This window comes from Thermanaerosceptrum fracticalcis (genome assembly GCF_000746025.2).
Classification (GTDB): Bacteria; Bacillota; Peptococcia; order DRI-13; family DRI-13; genus Thermanaerosceptrum; species Thermanaerosceptrum fracticalcis.
Genome location: NZ_CP045798.1, coordinates 330,380 through 346,166, shown reverse-complemented (window position 1 = coordinate 346,166; position 15,787 = coordinate 330,380). Strand labels below are relative to the sequence as shown.

The 15,787-nt window shown below is 46.3% G+C and carries 14 protein-coding genes and 1 other annotated feature; of the genes, 2 read left to right on the top strand and 12 right to left on the bottom strand.

Annotated elements, in window-relative coordinates; all coding sequences use genetic code 11:
- Window positions 1–50 precede the first annotated feature (50 nt).
- Entirely contained in the window at window positions 51–842 is a 792-nt protein-coding gene (locus tag BR63_RS01845) for an RNA-guided endonuclease InsQ/TnpB family protein (protein ID WP_338056003.1), read from the bottom strand.
- Window positions 821–1,132, bottom strand: a complete 312-nt coding sequence (locus tag BR63_RS19840) for a hypothetical protein (protein ID WP_338056002.1) — start codon at window positions 1,130–1,132, stop codon at window positions 821–823. Before BR63_RS19840 ends, BR63_RS01845 begins: the two co-directional genes overlap by 22 nt.
- A 142-nt stretch (window positions 1,133–1,274) precedes the next feature.
- Here BR63_RS19840 and BR63_RS01840 point away from each other — a divergent pair, with 142 nt between their 5' ends.
- Both BR63_RS01840 and kduD read left to right on the top strand, forming a co-directional pair.
- A complete protein-coding gene (locus BR63_RS01840; protein ID WP_081908326.1) occupies window positions 1,275–2,294 on the top strand; it encodes a zinc-binding alcohol dehydrogenase family protein in 1,020 nt (339 codons plus the stop codon).
- 13 nt (window positions 2,295–2,307) lie between these two features.
- A complete protein-coding gene (kduD, locus tag BR63_RS01835; RefSeq protein WP_034425562.1) occupies window positions 2,308–3,072 on the top strand; it encodes a 2-dehydro-3-deoxy-D-gluconate 5-dehydrogenase KduD in 765 nt (254 codons plus the stop codon).
- Window positions 3,073–3,260: 188 nt separating this feature from the next.
- Here the strand turns inward: kduD and BR63_RS01830 are convergent, their stop codons facing one another.
- From BR63_RS01830 to ileS, 10 genes are all read right to left on the bottom strand, one after another.
- Window positions 3,261–3,842, bottom strand: a complete 582-nt coding sequence (locus BR63_RS01830) for a Uma2 family endonuclease (RefSeq protein WP_034425564.1) — start codon at window positions 3,840–3,842, stop codon at window positions 3,261–3,263.
- Window positions 3,843–4,022: 180 nt separating this feature from the next.
- Window positions 4,023–5,201 carry a sodium ion-translocating decarboxylase subunit beta gene (locus BR63_RS01825; protein ID WP_187142742.1) on the bottom strand — a complete coding sequence of 393 codons (1,179 nt, stop codon included), beginning with the start codon at window positions 5,199–5,201 and terminating at the stop codon, window positions 4,023–4,025.
- A gap of 40 nt (window positions 5,202–5,241) precedes the next feature.
- A complete protein-coding gene (locus BR63_RS01820) occupies window positions 5,242–5,631 on the bottom strand; it encodes a biotin/lipoyl-containing protein (protein WP_034423870.1) in 390 nt (129 codons plus the stop codon).
- A 61-nt stretch (window positions 5,632–5,692) separates the two neighbouring features.
- Complete coding sequence (gene mmdA, locus BR63_RS01815; protein ID WP_187142746.1) at window positions 5,693–7,243, bottom strand: methylmalonyl-CoA decarboxylase subunit alpha; 1,551 nt, start codon at window positions 7,241–7,243, stop codon at window positions 5,693–5,695.
- Window positions 7,244–7,377: 134 nt separating this feature from the next.
- Window positions 7,378–8,148, bottom strand: a complete 771-nt coding sequence (madM, locus tag BR63_RS01810; protein WP_034423889.1) for a malonate transporter subunit MadM — start codon at window positions 8,146–8,148, stop codon at window positions 7,378–7,380.
- A 2-nt stretch (window positions 8,149–8,150) separates the two neighbouring features.
- Window positions 8,151–8,522, bottom strand: coding sequence for a malonate transporter subunit MadL (gene madL, locus BR63_RS01805; protein ID WP_034423892.1), 372 nt, complete (start codon window positions 8,520–8,522; stop codon window positions 8,151–8,153).
- Between the two features lie 42 nt (window positions 8,523–8,564).
- Window positions 8,565–9,761 carry a CaiB/BaiF CoA transferase family protein gene (locus tag BR63_RS01800; RefSeq protein WP_034423894.1) on the bottom strand — a complete coding sequence of 399 codons (1,197 nt, stop codon included), beginning with the start codon at window positions 9,759–9,761 and terminating at the stop codon, window positions 8,565–8,567.
- A 134-nt stretch (window positions 9,762–9,895) separates the two neighbouring features.
- The gene (locus BR63_RS01795) at window positions 9,896–10,666 is read right to left on the bottom strand and encodes a LytR/AlgR family response regulator transcription factor (protein ID WP_081908235.1); all 771 of its coding nucleotides are present in this window, start codon (window positions 10,664–10,666) and stop codon (window positions 9,896–9,898) included.
- Window positions 10,629–12,359, bottom strand: coding sequence for a sensor histidine kinase (locus BR63_RS01790; protein WP_051966005.1), 1,731 nt, complete (start codon window positions 12,357–12,359; stop codon window positions 10,629–10,631). Before BR63_RS01790 ends, BR63_RS01795 begins: the two co-directional genes overlap by 38 nt.
- 187 nt (window positions 12,360–12,546) lie before the next feature.
- Entirely contained in the window at window positions 12,547–15,330 is a 2,784-nt protein-coding gene (ileS, locus tag BR63_RS01785) for an isoleucine--tRNA ligase (RefSeq protein WP_034423899.1), read from the bottom strand.
- A 204-nt stretch (window positions 15,331–15,534) separates the two neighbouring features.
- Window positions 15,535–15,765, bottom strand: a binding site (T-box leader).
- Window positions 15,766–15,787: the final 22 nt, after the last annotated feature.

The following is a 15,787-nucleotide window of genomic DNA, read 5'->3' as shown; positions in this document are numbered from 1 at the left end:
TAACACCGTTACCACGGCGAGCCGGAACATTAGGCAGGCTGACAACTACCTTACGCCGTAAAACTTGCTTGCAGCGTAACTTTGGAGACGTACTCAATTCCTGTTGTCCAAAGATTCATGGCCCCGATACGATCATCATTTGAGGTATAGGAGCAGGTTTTACATTTAAAAATATGCTTCTTTTTATCGCGGTTTGCTTTTTCGGTGTGTCCGCATTTAGGACAGGTCTGCGATGTGTATTTAGGATCTACAGCAATCACCGAACTGCCACTCATCGCTGCCTTGTATTCAAGAAAACTTCTGAATTGATAGAATGCCCAAGATACGGAAGTGTATCTGTTATTAAGATGGACTTTTTCGGCAGCACTTCTCATACCCGTTAAATCTTCAATAACAAAAAGGGTGTTTGGACCGTACTGATTCACGAGTGCCTTAGTGATTTTATGATTTAAATCACAAACCCAACGGTTTTCTCGTGAACCCATTGAACGAAGGCGTTTTCTTGCAGAACGAGTACCCTTTTGCTGAAGTTTTTTGCGAAGCTGCTCATAATGGGCCCTTTTATGTTTGACCGTTCTACCATTAAAAAATATTGTTTTCCCCTTTGAGTCGTACGCTGTGGCGAGAAAATTTATCCCTAGATCTATACCAACGACTTTATTAACTAGATTTATATCGGGAGTAACAATCTCTTTAGTCATAGGTATGTGGAGAAAATATTTTCCGTATTTGGTAACAAGTTTTGCTATACCAAATGACCATGACCCGTCGAAATATTGTTCCATACCTTTAATCGCAAAGGAAACTTTAATTCTTCCTTCTAAAGTGTTAATCGATAGCATACCATCTTTAAGTAGTGAGTAATCTCATGACCATTACTGCTTGCGGATTTATACTTAGCAATTGCAGTTTTTATAACGCTTTGAGCCATTTGAGAACGAAGCCCAAAGTTTGCACGAAGATCATAATACGTATTATCATGTATCGTTCTTTGAGAAAGACATTTTGTACTATAGATATACTTCGAAACAAAATTTAAGCCATCTCGTACTTTGCGTAATGTCTCTTGTAACTGAATTATTTGCTCTGCCGTAGGGTGTATCTGGATTTTGGCCGTTATGGTTTGTTCCACTAGATTCACCTCCCTTGGAATTACTTTCTAATATCTATATTTTACAACATGTAAGAATGTGTCTACTACGAAAGGAGTGGAAAAGGCGATTCCTACCACCACCTACGCTTTTGCTTTGAGGTGGGGGTTTCCTCGCCCAACGATGATGAAAGCTGTTTATATTGTTGAACCTCATGTCATTGAGTACCGGGATATTCCCGAGCCTCCTGCCCCTCTCGACGATGAAGTAACAATTGAATTAAAGGCGGCAGGTATCTGCGGTACAGATGTCCATATCTATCATGGCGTCCATGCCGCAGCCAAGTATCCCCGGATTCCAGGCCATGAACTGGTAGGTATTATCACAGCCGTTGGCTCTGAAGTAAAAGAGCTGCAAATCGGGGACCGGGTGGCTATCGATCCGGTGGTCAGCTGCGGTCAATGTTTCTTGTGCCAGGAAGGACGGCATAACATTTGTCATCAGGTCATGTGCCTGGGTGTACAAACCGACGGAGGGTTTACGGAAAAGATTAATGTTAAGGCTGAGCGGGTATATAAATTTAACCCTCAGATTCCCTGGGAAGAAGCGGCTCTCGTAGAACCTTACAGTATTGGCGCCCAGATGGTAGACAGAGGCCGGATTACCGCCAATGACCGTGTCCTCATTATCGGCGGCGGACCCATCGGCTTGACGGTGCTGCAGATTGCACAAAACGTCCAAGGTGCCCAGGTTATCGTCGCCGATATCTTGCCCAACCGCCTGGAACTGGCTAAAGAAATGGGGGCCTTAGCCGTCATTAATCCCCAGGGAAAATCGGCTATCCAGGAATCCTATGATTACTGGTCTCAAGGGCCCAATGTGATCGTTGACGCCGTTGGCAGCGCCAAAATCCTGGAACAGACTGTCCAGGAAGCTCCCCATGGCACCAGGATTATCGAAATTGGGTTCAATAGCGAGGAATCGCGTATCAGGCCCGTAGACATTACCAAAAAGGAACTGGAGATTATTGGCTCCCGCATGAATAAACATAAGTTTCCCGAAGTGTTACAGTGGTTCAAAGAAGGAAAAATTCAGCCCCGGCTCTTAATCAGCCACCGTTTTTCTTATACCGAACTGGATAAAGCCATGGGGATCATTGAGAAGGAACCCACAAAAGTTTGTAAAGTTATTCTGGATTTTTAGGAGGTCGTGAAAAATGATCCTTGAACAGTTTTCTTTAAAGGGTAAAGTGGCCATCGTCACCGGAGCCAGCCGCGGCTTAGGCCAGGGTATGGCCGTAGGTTTGGCTGAAGCGGGAGCTGATATTGTGGGGGTAGCTTCCGGCGATATGACCTCTACTCAAAAAGAAGTAGAAGCTGTGGGAAGAAGATTCGTCCCCGTCCCAGCAGATTTAAGAGAGACCACCAAGGTGATCCCCGGGATTATTGAGAAAACCATAGAGAACTTTGGTAAAATCGATATCCTGGTTAATAACGCCGGGATCATCCGCCGCCAGCCCACGCTGGAATTTTCCGAAGAATACTGGGACGAAGTAATGAACATTAACCTGAAGTCAGCTTTCTTCCTTGCCCAGGCTGTGGCCAATCAATTTATCAAGCAAGGCACCGGGGGAAAGATTATCAATATTGCTTCTCTCCTCTCTTTCCAGGGGGGTATCTTAGTCCCTTCCTACGCAGCCAGTAAACATGGCATAGCGGGCATCACCAAAACCATGTGCAACGAGTGGGCCAAATACAACATCAACGTTAACGCTATCGCACCTGGATACATGGCTACTGATAATACTGCCCCCATCAGGGCCGATGAAAAAAGGAACCAGTCTATCCAGGAGCGGATTCCTGCCGGCCGCTGGGGCAATACCCGCGATTTGAACGGAGCCGTTGTCTTTTTGGCATCAAGCGCTTCCGAATATATGCACGGTCATGTGCTGTGTGTTGACGGCGGCTGGCTGGCCCGATAGACCCAAGCGACTTCCGACATAGCGAGACTAGGAACGAAGTGACGTAGCGAGACTTGTGCCTGTGGTGCATCCGCTTTCCGATTTCCGACTACCGAGATGAGAAAAAGAGAGGTCCTGTGGCAGTACGCTACAGGACCTCTGTGTAGTTATAAAATATGAGCTCTGTATTTCTTATTAAGGGATGCGGCTTATTCCCTAAAGATTACTTTCAGATCAATAAGCAAGTCATCAAAAATACCAACTTTAATTATATCTTCATCCTCATAAACCCCACTCAATTCAAACCGTCCGTTCTGGTTTAGGGTAAAAACTTCGATTGTACTGTTTACTGGCTCAACAATCCAGTATTCCCTGACTCCAGCCCGCTCATACAACTTATATTTGATCCATCGATCAATCTTTCCTGTTCTGGGCGAAAGAATCTCAATGATTAAATCTGGACTTCCTTTACACCCTTTATCGTCTAGCTTATTGGGATCGCAGATTACAAAGAGATCAGGCTGTACAACATCCATGATTTGATCATCTGATTTTCCCTCCGCGAAAAGCCTGACATCAAATGGCGCGATAAATGCCTCACACCTTTTGCCGCGGAGATAGGAGGTGAATTCTGTTGCTAATTCACCTAAGATTTGCTGATGTTTTCTGGAGGGTGATGGAGTAATATTATAGGGTACACCGTCAATTAGTTCCCAACGCTCTTCATCTGACCAACGCAAGTAATCTTGATAGCTATACTTCCGTTCAGGATGATGGATAGGCGAACTCACAATTATCACCCCTTTGCTTTTGGCAATCCCTTTTCTTGTTTTATTATACCATACAAAAAATTCTTTTTTCTAAGACAGTAAAACACCCAGAAAGTTTAATGCACCTTAATGGCAATTCGTTATATTTATAACTAGTATTGGGGTTGTCTTTAATCTGAGCGTGACTAATCAGTCACGCTTTTAGTGTGTACCAAAGAGTGACAACAGAACACCGGCAGCAACGGCAGAACCGATAACACCGGCCACGTTGGGACCCATGGCATGCATCAGGAGGAAGTTCCTGGGGTTATCTTTCTGGCCCACTACCTGGGATACCCGGGCCGCCATAGGCACGGCCGATACACCGGCAGAACCGATGAGGGGGTTAACCTTACCCCCGGAGAGAACATACATCAGGTTGCCAAGGAGCACGCCACCGGCCGTACCCATTGCAAATGCTGCTAAACCCAGGAGAATAATCGAGATAGTTTGAAAGTTAAGGAAGTTTTCGGCACTGGCTGTGGCACCAACGGTTGTACCTAAGAAGATGGTGACGATGTTGATGAGGGCGTTTTGCGCTGTATCATTCAAACGTCCCACCACACCTGATTCTCTAAAGAGGTTACCCAGCATGAGCATACCAATGAGCGGAGCCGCATCGGGTAATAACAGGGTTACAATAACCGTTACCACAATGGGGAAAATGATTTTTTCCGTCTGGGAAACGGGACGAAGCTGTTCCATCACTGTCATCCGGGCCTTCTTGGTGGTTAATGCCCGCATAATAGGCGGCTGGATAATGGGTACCAGAGCCATGTAGGAATATGCAGCCACAGCAATGGCGCCTAAGAGGTGGGGCGCTAGCTTCGAGGTTAAAAAGATAGCGGTAGGACCGTCAGCACCGCCGATAATACCGATAGAAGCAGCTTCCTGGGGATTAAACCCTAAGAAGAGGGCCCCGATAAAGGTGGTGAAGATACCTAACTGGGCAGCAGCACCTAAAAGCAGGGTCTTAGGGTTGGCAATGAGGGGACCGAAGTCGGTCATGGCTCCTATTCCCAGGAAGATCAGGGGTGGATAGATTCCCATTTTTACCCCTTGATAGAGGTACCATAAAAGGCCGCCGGGCACGATCTTTTCTTTACCGGTAATGGGATCAATGGCAGTTCCCTGGGGTGCCATAATGCCGGTATCAGGCAGGTTCGCTAAAAGCATACCAAAGGCAATTGGTAATAAAAGAAGCGGTTCAAAGCCTTTGACGATGGCCAGGTACAGCAGAGTAAAGGAAATGAAGAGCATAACAATTTGCTGCCAGGTTATGGTGACAAAGCCGGTACTCATGGCCAAATCGTAAAGGGCCTGGGTCAGATTAAGTTCCATTGGTGAGTTCAACCCCTCTCGTATTTTTAAACACTCACGCTTAGCCGATCACTACAAGTACGTCCCCTGGGTTAACAGCCGCACCTTCGGATACTCTGATTTCTTTAACGCTACCAGTTGCGCCGGAGAAGATTTCGTTTTCCATTTTCATGGCTTCAAGGGTTAAAACGAGATCACCCTCTTTCACGGCTTGGCCTACCTTCACTTTAATGGACATAATTTTACCGGGCATGGGAGCAGTAATGACTTCAGCGCCGGCAGCTACAGGAGCAGGGGCAGCCTTGGGAGCCGGGGCAGGTGCAGCTTGAGGTGCAGGAACAGATGCTGCTGCAGGAGCGGCAGGCCTTTGCGCAGGGGCTGCACTACCGCCAATTTCTTCTACTTCCACTTCATAGGTCTTACCATTCACTGTGATATTAAATTTTTTCATTTTTTGTCTCTCCTTTCCCACATCAACCAATTAAAATTGTCTTAAGTTCATTGTTTGATTTTTAGAGTGGAATATTGCCGTGTTTCTTAGCGGGACGGGTTTCGCGCTTAGTAGAAAGCATCTCTAAGGCATTGGCCAGGCGGGGCCTGGTTTCTTTAGGTTCAATCACCATATCCACATAACCCCTTTCGGCAGCTACATAGGGAGTGGCGAAACGTTCGCGGTAATCGGCTATTCTTTCTGCCCGTTCTTTCGCAGGATCGGCAGCTGTTTCTATATCCTTGCGGAAGATGATGTTGGCGGCACCTTCGGCACCCATGACCGCAATTTCCGCTGTAGGCCAGGCCATAACCTGGTCAGCCCCCAGGTGGCGTGAGCACATGCCAATGTAAGCACCACCATAGGCTTTACGGGTAATGACGGTTACTTTGGGTACAGTGGCTTCAGAATAAGCGTAGAGCAGCTTGGCGCCGTGACGGATAATACCGCCGTACTCCTGGTTGGTTCCCGGTAAGTATCCCGGTACATCCACAAAAGTTACTATAGGGATGTTAAAGGCATCGCAGAAACGGATAAAACGCGCAGCTTTATCGGAGGCGTTGATGTCCAGGCAGCCGGCCATAACCTTAGGTTGATTGGCGATAATGCCAATGACCTGGCCATTAATGCGGGCGAAGCCTGTCAGCATGTTGGGGGCATACAAAGGTTGGGTCTGGAAGAATTGGCCGTTATCCACAATCTTTTGGATGAGTTCCACCATGTCATAAGCAGCGTTGGGGTTATCGGGAATGATTTCGTTGAGGGATTCATCCATGCGGCCAGGATCATCGCCCGATTCCAGATAGGGGGGATTCTCCAGGTTGTTGGATGGCAGGTAGCTTAGCAGGGTACGGATTTGCCTAAAACAGTCTTCTTCATTCTCGGCGGCAAAGTGGGCAACGCCGCTGGTACGGTTGTGGGTCATAGCCCCGCCTAACTGTTCGTCGGATACTTCTTCACCGGTTACGGCCTTAATTACCTGGGGCCCCGTGATGAACATGCGGGCGGTATTTTTCACCATAAAAACGAAGTCTGTTAGAGCAGGAGAATATACGGCGCCACCGGCACAGGGTCCCATAATCACGGAAATTTGGGGAATAACCCCTGAGGCCAGGGTATTGCGGTAGAAAATCTGACCGTAACCGGAAAGGGCATCTACCGCTTCCTGGATACGGGCCCCTCCGGAGTCGTTAAGCCCTATACAGGGTGCACCCATTTTTACCGCCAGGTCCATTACTTTACAGATCTTGGCGGCATGCATTTCCCCGAGAGAACCGCCCAGTACTGTAAAGTCTTGGGCAAAGACATAAACCAGACGGCCATCAATAGTGCCATATCCCGTTACTACGCCTTCACCGGGGGCTTCTTTGCCGGCCATGTCAAAGTTTACACAACGATGGGCAACAAACTTGTCCAGTTCAGTAAAGGTTCCCGGATCCAGGAGTTTCTCGATGCGCTCACGGGCAGTGAGTTTACCGCTCTGGTGCTGCTTATCGATGGCTTTTTGACCGCCGCCTGATTCAATCTTTTTACTACGGGCCAAAAGATCATCAATTTTAGCTTTGGTACTCATTTTGTAACTCCCCTCTTTCTATTGGTGATATCAAAACATCAGAACAAAAGCCCCCGGATTGCGAGGGCTTTGTCTTTCTAAGCTGTTATCTCAATGGTTAAAATAATACTTGGCTAACTGAGAAAGACTTCATTTTAACTGCCCAGTATAGCACGAACAATCATGAAGAGCACCGACGGGGCCAACAGGCATCCCAATCCCGTATAAAAAGTAGCAGTCATGGCACCGTAAGGCACCAGTTTAGGATCAGTAGCAGCCAGTCCCCCAGCCACACCGCTGGTTGTCCCTAACAATCCACCAAAAACCATAGCCGACTGGGGATTATTCAGGCCAATATAAGGGGCTACCAGCGGTGTAATGATCATACATAATACCGATTTGACCACACCGGCAGCAATCGACAGGGCAACTACCGCTGAACTGGCCCCCAAAGCACCTCCCGTAACAGGGCCAACAATGAAGGTAACAGCCCCCGCTCCGATGGTAGTCACATCTACTGCTGACTTGAAACCAAAAGCTATAGCAAAGGCCGCCCCTACTACAAAGGAAAAGATGACACCGACAAACAGGGAAACTATCCCGGCTACACCGGCTTTTTTCAGTTCTTCAATATTGGCGCCGAAAGCAGTGGAAATGATGGCATAATCTCGAAACATAGCACCACCGAGGACTCCGAAACCTGAGAGAATTTTTATGTCTGCAATTCCCTTAGAACCACCGGTGTATTTACCGGCAATCAGCGCCAGTACCAGACCAATAACAATGGCCACAGCAGAACCAAAACGCTTTTCACCTAATAACGCCGATAAGCGGTACCCCGCGACCATCATAACAGCCACAACAGCAAAGGACATTACTAGGCTATTCTTAGAGATTATGTCGGCAGCAATTTGAACAAAATTCATATTTACATCTCCCTTCCCTGGGAAATTTTATCCCCTTTACCGATACGTGACAGCAAGGGAACCAGGAAAAATGATGCCACTGTAGCCACCCCGCCTGCCAGGAAGGCCACTGCCCCACCGGAAAGAGCTTTAACCACATCTTGAGTAGCCGCCATGGCTACAATGATAGGGATGTAAAGATTGCTAATTAATTTAATTCCATTCTGAGTTTTCTCATCCAATTTAATGTAGTTGGACACCAATACCAGGAGTAGCATGGCGATACCTACTCCGCCCACATCACCCGATACTCCCAGCAGTTTGGCAAATATACTACCCACAAAAACACCAACAAACATACAGGCGGCTATAATACCAAGTCCGTAGATCTCCATTCACTATACCCCCTTTTTCTTTTGTTTTTCCTTCCTTCGCTTTTAAACAACACCCTGAATCTTCAGGTGTTCAATTTCATCCTTCGACATGCCGAGATACCGGGAAAGTACTTCTGTGGTATGCTGGCCCAATAAGGGAGCTGGCCTCCGGATTTCCCTTCCGGGAACGGCGGACAACTTAATGGGGCAACCTGCCATACGAAGTTTTCCTGCCACGGGATGTTCTACTTCCACGATCATATTTCTGGCCAGTACCTGGGGATCCGAAACAACCTTATCGACAGTATTGATGGGTCCACATGGAATACCGGCAGACTCTAACAAACTAATCCATTCATCCACTGTCTTGTTGACAAATATCTCTGTCAATACTGGCTCTAAAGCATCCCAGTTATCAGTCCGGTCCTTGTTAGTACGATACCTAGGATCATCAATTAACTCTTCTCTGGCTACCATACGACAGAATTTAGCCCACAGACTATCGTTACCGATAGCGATAATCAGATACCCATCCGCTGCTTGTACAGAAGTAAATGGGGTAATGGAAGGATGGCGGTTACCAATCCGCTCTGGAACCTGACCAGTAACTTCGTAACGTGCAATAGCATTTTCCAGAATGGCTACCTGGGAATCAAGCATAGCCACATCCACTTTCTGCCCTTTCCCTGTTTCATGGCGCATGTTAAGGGCTGCAAGAATACCAATAGTTGTAAACAGAGCAGCAGTGATATCCCCGATGGAAGCGCCAACACGCGTCGGAGGCCCGCCTGGATGACCTGTAATACTCATAATTCCGCCCATCCCCTGAACTACTACATCATAGGCCGGTTTTAAACTATAGGGACCCGTATGCCCAAAGCCGGAGGTGGCAGCATAAATCAGGCGGGGGTTAACCTGGGAAAGACGGTCATACCCCAAACCCAGCTTTTCCATAGTTCCGGGCCGGTAGTTTTCCAGAACCACGTCAAACTTTTCTACCAGGCGTAGAAAAATTTCTTTTGCCTTTTCTTCCTTAAGATTCAGGGTAATACTTTCCTTGTTCCGGTTTAAACTCATAAAATATGCGCTCTCTGAACCTACAAAGGGGCCGAAAGCCCTGGAGTCGTCACCAACACCAGGCATTTCTACCTTCACCACTTCGGCTCCCAGGTCTGCCAAAACCATCCCGCAGTAAGGCCCGGCCAAAACCCGGGAAAGGTCCAGTACTTTTAAGCCAGATAGCCCCCGTAAATCATGCATAATTCCATCTCCTTTGCTTTCATATTTTGACTCTCTATTTCAAATATACTTAAAATTTATAACCCCGTCGGTTTTTAGGGATTAAGATGAAAAAAAAAGGGGTTAAAAGCCCCTTTTTGGTCGATAAGATGCATTTAAATCCCCATCTTTTCATTAAACTCTTTAATATAATGGCGGCTCACAGGTATGTTTTCTCCTGTATAGCCCTCTAAAACTAACACATAAGTGTTATTAAACCAGGGAATAATTTCCCGAATCTTTTCCAGATTAACCAGATAACTCTTATGGGTACGCAAAAATTGAGAGGAATTCAATTTTTCCTCAATTTCTTTGAGAGTAAATCCCGTAAAGAAATTACCTTTCTCCGTATATAAAACGGTCTTCCCTTTCCCTTTAGCTTTGACACAAAGGATTTGAGCTGTAGTTAGTACGATAAGCCTATCATGGGCCCAAACAGATAATCTCCCTTGATTGGCAACTAAATTTTTAGCTAATAATTCGTAGATCGTACTGTTCTCCCATTTTTTCTCTTGCTTAAGATCTACCAGCTTTTGTACGGTTTGCTCCAACCGTTTTTTAGAGTAAGGCTTCATGACATAGTCCACTGCATTTAATTCAAAAGCCTTGACGGCATACTCATTATAACCTGTGGTAAAGACAATTTTGGGAGGATGAGGTAATTGGATAATCTCCCAAGCAGTAGTCAACCCGTCTTTAACACTCATTTGAATATCTAGAAAAACTACATCAATGGCATTTTTTTTAAGAAAATCAAGGGCTTCTTCCCCGTCTTCACACTCCCCTACAACCTCAATCCTGCCAATCTCCTCCAGGAGGCACCTTAATTCGCCTCTGGCAGGAAACTCATCATCTACCAGTAAGGCCTTCATCTTCTTGACTTTCATCCTCCTTTCGCAAAGGAATGGGAATGGTCGCGCGAGTACCTCGCCCCGGCCAACTTTCAATCTGTAAACCAAAGTTACTGCCGTAAATATTCTTCAGTCGGCTGTCTACATTGGAAAGACCGATATTTTTACGGTCGGGATTATATTCCAGAACCTTTTTTATTAATTCAGGCTTCATCCCTACACCGTTATCCTCTACGGCCAAAATAACCTTGTCCTCCGAAACTTTACCGGAAATTGTAATAATCCCTCCTTCTTTTTTGGGTAGTATACCGTGTTTTATGGCATTTTCCACAATGGGTTGCAGGATTAATGGGGGTACCATACATTTACATTCTGGTGAGATTTGATAAATGACTTGCAGTTTACCGCGAAATCTAGCCATTTCTATTTTGATATAAGAATCTACATGTTTGAGTTCCGTATCAAGGTCCACTAGTTGATCGGGGTTTACTAAATTTTCCCGGTAAAACTCTCCCAAATGAATGAGGAGGTCTCTCGCCATCTCCGGATCTTTTCTACAGTAATACACAATTGTATTGAGAGCATTAAAAAGAAAGTGGGGATTGATCTGGGCCTGGAGGGCCCTAATTTCCGCTTCCGCCAGTAACTGCGACTGCATCTGACCCCTGCTAATCTCAATTTGTGTGGAAATTAACTGGGCTAAACCCAGGGCCAACTCAATTTCAAAGGGTGTAATGCTCTGTTCAGTTAACTTATATAGTACCAGTGAACCTACGACTTCATTATTTTCTTTTAAAGGTACTGTTACTTTAGAGGCCAGGGGGCAATTGTCCGTAGGACAACCAATTTCATCCTTTGTCTGGACTACACTATACTCTCCGGTTTCCAGTACCTCTGCGGTACTCTGCGTGAAAATATCCGTTTCCGGAGAGTGATGGTCACTACCTGTTCCGACAAAGGCAAGTATCTTCTTGGGTGTAGTTATGGCTACTGCCCCAAGCCCTTCCACCATCTCAAAAATAATTTTGGCAGTTTTTTCAGCGGAGTAGCGATTTAAACCTTTCCTTAGAAAAGGAAGGGTCTCGTTGGCAATCTGCAAAGCTAATTGGGCTGCCGTTGCTTCTCGTTTTTCTTGATCTCGATAAACACTTTCCAAAATAGCCACAAAAGCAGCCACGCCAAGGGCATTAATTATAATCATGGGTGGACCGATCATTTCCACCGACCTCACAGCCTGGGCCAGGGGCTTGGACATGATTACCAGTACCCCCATATGCAGGATTTCCAAGCCTAAGGCCAAACCTAAGGCATAAGGCCACCTTACTTTTTTATAACGAATCTTATCATAATAAAGACCGGCTAAAAACCCTTCGGCCACAGTAGAAAATGAACTGGCAAACACAGTATATCCGCCCAGAGAAAAACGGTGAATACCGGCTATCAATCCCGCTCCTAAACCTACTGTAGGACCTGCCACCAACCCAGCCACAATAACTCCTACTGCCCGTGTATTGGCTATAGTTTTTTCTATAGGTATACCATTATAAGTACCCAATATCCCAATAAGACCAAAGAAAACAGTTAAAAACACTTTTTCAGGCCAGGATGTATCCCGTTTAAGCATGATGTTTTTAAAAACCTTAGCCTTACTAAGAAAGAAAACAAAGATTAGTACCACAGCTAATTCCGTAAAGAGATGCTTGGCTATCCCCACTAAATGTTGTAACAACTTTAAATCACCTCATAGCCAATAATACTAAAAAGTACTATGCTTTTAAAGAATATCCCTCTCTTCTTTTATGGTAAAATCAGGCGTTTCCGGGGAAAAAAATAATACCCTGTATCTCGTGGTACAGGGTATTTGCTTTTTAGAGGAATACATGCAAATCGGAATTCGGAAGTCGGAGGTCGTTCGATTACCTCAAAACGTCGGCACAGCGCTTGCAGAGGCCGGGATGCTCGGCATCCTGTCCTGTGGTTTCCGAATAGATCCAGCAGCGCTCGCATTTTACTCCGGGAGCTTTTTCCACCTTGGCAGCTAAACCGGGCAAGTCTTCACTGGTATAAACCTCGCCTGTTCCGTCGCCTTTATGGAGTACTACTCCGGAAGTAATGAAAATAGTAGCCAGGTCTTCTTTTAGAGGCTCCAGGAATTGATACCACTCCTCATTGGCATAGAGATTCACCTGAGCGTCTAAAGAGTGGCCGATGAGCTTGGCCCGCCTCGCCTCTTCCAGGGGTTTGGCCACAAAGTCTCTTACTTCCAGAATCTTATCCCATTTGGCTTCCAAGTCACTGTCAATATACTCTGCCTTGAGCTCGGGCCAGCCTGCAATCTGTACAGTCTCGGCCTTGTTCTTGTAGGGCAGGTATTGCCAGATTTCTTCTGTGGTAAAGGCCAAAATAGGAGTAAGCATTTTCACCAGAGCGGTAATGATCTCAAAGATTACAGTTTGGGCACTTCTTCTTTCCATGGATTGAGCCTTAGCCGTATACACCCGGTCTTTGATAATATCCAGGTAGATGGCGCTCATATCCACGGCGCAGAAGTTATGGATACTGTGATAAACAGTGTGGAATTCATAATTCTCATAGGCCTCGGTCACACGTTTGATCAGCTTATGCAATTTAAAAAGGGCCCATTTATCGATATCTACCATTTTTTCATAGGGTATGGCATCTTTCTCTGGTTCAAAGTCATAGAGGTTGCCTAAGAGGTAGCGGCAGGTATTGCGGATCTTGCGATAAGCTTCTGCTATCTGTTTGAGGATGTTGGGTGAAGCTGCCACATCAGAACGGTAATCGGCGGAAGCTACCCAGAGCCTTAAGATGTCGGCCCCCATCTGTTCAATGACCTCCAGGGGATCGATACCGTTCCCCAGAGACTTGGACATCTTTCTTCCCTGTTCGTCAACCAAAAAACCGTGGGTTAAAACAGCCTTATAGGGGGCTACTCCCCTGACGGCTACGGAAGTGGAGAGGGAGGAGTTAAACCAGCCCCGATGCTGGTCACTGCCCTCTAAATAAAGGTCCGCAGGCCAGACTAAATCAGGCCTGGTTTCCAGGACGGCAAAGTGGCTGGAACCGGAATCAAACCAAACGTCCATGATATCCGTCTCTTTACGGAATTCTTTGGCGCCGCATTCAGGGCAGGCAAGGCCTTCAGGAATTAAGTCTTTGGCTTCCCTGGCCCACCATACATCGGCACCGTGCTCCTTAAAGAGTTCCTGTAAATGACTGATAGTGGCATCATTAATTATCTCTTTATTACATTCCTTACAATAGAAGATGGGAATGGGCACACCCCAGGTACGCTGCCGGGAGATACACCAGTCGCCACGGTCGGCTACCATATTGTGGATGCGCTCTTCTCCCCAGGCCGGGATCCACTTTACTTCCTCAATGGCTTTGAGGGCGGCCTCCCGGAAACCGTCAATAGAGGCAAACCACTGCTCTGTGGCCCTGAACATCACGGGATTTTTGCAGCGCCAGCAGTGGGGATACTGGTGCTTGATAAACCCTAAGGACAGAAGCTTGTCTTGTTCTTTCAACTCCGCCGTGATGGCTTTATTGGCATCCTCGATAAACATGCCGGCAAATTTACCCGCTTCTTTCGTAAATTTACCTGTATTATCAACAGGAGAAAGGACAGGAAGATTATATTTCTTGCCAACCTCAAAGTCCTCCACACCATGACCCGGCGCCGTATGGACACAGCCGGTGCCCTGTTCCGTGGTTACGTGTTCTCCTAAAATAACGACAGATTGCCTGTCAAAGAAGGGATGGCTGCAGATGATTCCTTCCAGTTCTTCCCCTTTGAAGGTTTCTTCCACATAAGCTTCAGGCTTACCCAAGACTTCCAGGAAATTCTCCTGCAGTTCCTTGGCCACAATGTATCTTTCTTGACCCACTACCAGGAGATTGTAATCCAGTTCAGGGTGCACACACACCGCCAAGTTGGCGGGCAAAGTCCAGGGAGTAGTGGTCCAGATCACAAAATAAGTGTCATCCTGCCCCAAAAGACCATTCCCCTGAATAACAGGAAACTTGACATAAATGGAGGCCGATTTTTTTTCACCATATTCGATTTCTGCTTCGGCCAGGGCCGTTTCGCAGTGAGGACACCAATAGACAGGCTTCAGGCCTTTATAGATATACCCCTTCTTCGCCATGTCGCCAAAGACACCAATTTGGACAGCTTCAAATTCTGGGTTCAGGGTCACATAAGGATTTTCCCAATCTCCCCGTACCCCCAGGCGTTTAAATTGTTCTCGCTGAATGCCCACATACTTTAAGGCGTATTCCCTACAGTGTCTCCTAAATTCAACAGGGTCGGTAGCATGCCGGTTCAGACCCATAGCTTTTATGGCTTGCTGTTCGATGGGCAAACCGTGGGTATCCCAGCCGGGAACGTAGGGAGCATCATACCCGTTTTGGCTGCGGTATTTAACAATGATATCCTTTAATACTTTATTCAGGGTATGGCCTAAATGGATATTCCCATTGGCATAGGGAGGTCCATCATGGAGAATGAACTTAGGTTTCCCGGCCGTAGCCTTCTGGACTATTTCATAAAGTTTCATTTCCTCCCATTTTTGCAGGATTTCCGGTTCCCTCTGGGGTAAATTCCCCCGCATGGGAAACTCCGTCTGGGGTAGATTGAGGGTATCATTATACTTGTTTTGTACTTCTTTGGACATGCTTGTAATTCACCTCGTTTTAGTTGTTAGTTGCTAGTTGATAGTTGGTAGTAATAATTTACCACTCTTTAAAGCTTATAGAATCAGTAATATGCACGGGAAAGCAATAAGAATAATATTATTGGTTTCGGTAGTCGGTAGTCGGACTTCATCCACTAACAACTGCCAACTAACAACCACCAACTAAAAAAAGCTCCCCTCCCCAAAAGGGACGAGAGCCTATTCCCGCGGTACCACCCTAATAACAGTATAAACAAACTGCCTCTCATAAACCCTGTAACGGGGGTTAACCGGTAAAACATAGCCTTGAATGATAAAGGTTCTGTTCTACGGCTCCTGGGTGATTTTCCCCTGCTAGTTTCTACCCGTCTCCCACCACCACGGGCTCGCTGTAAGAAAACTCTGGCAAGCTACTCTCCCAATCACGGCCATTGTCTGTTTCCTGATAATTATAAAG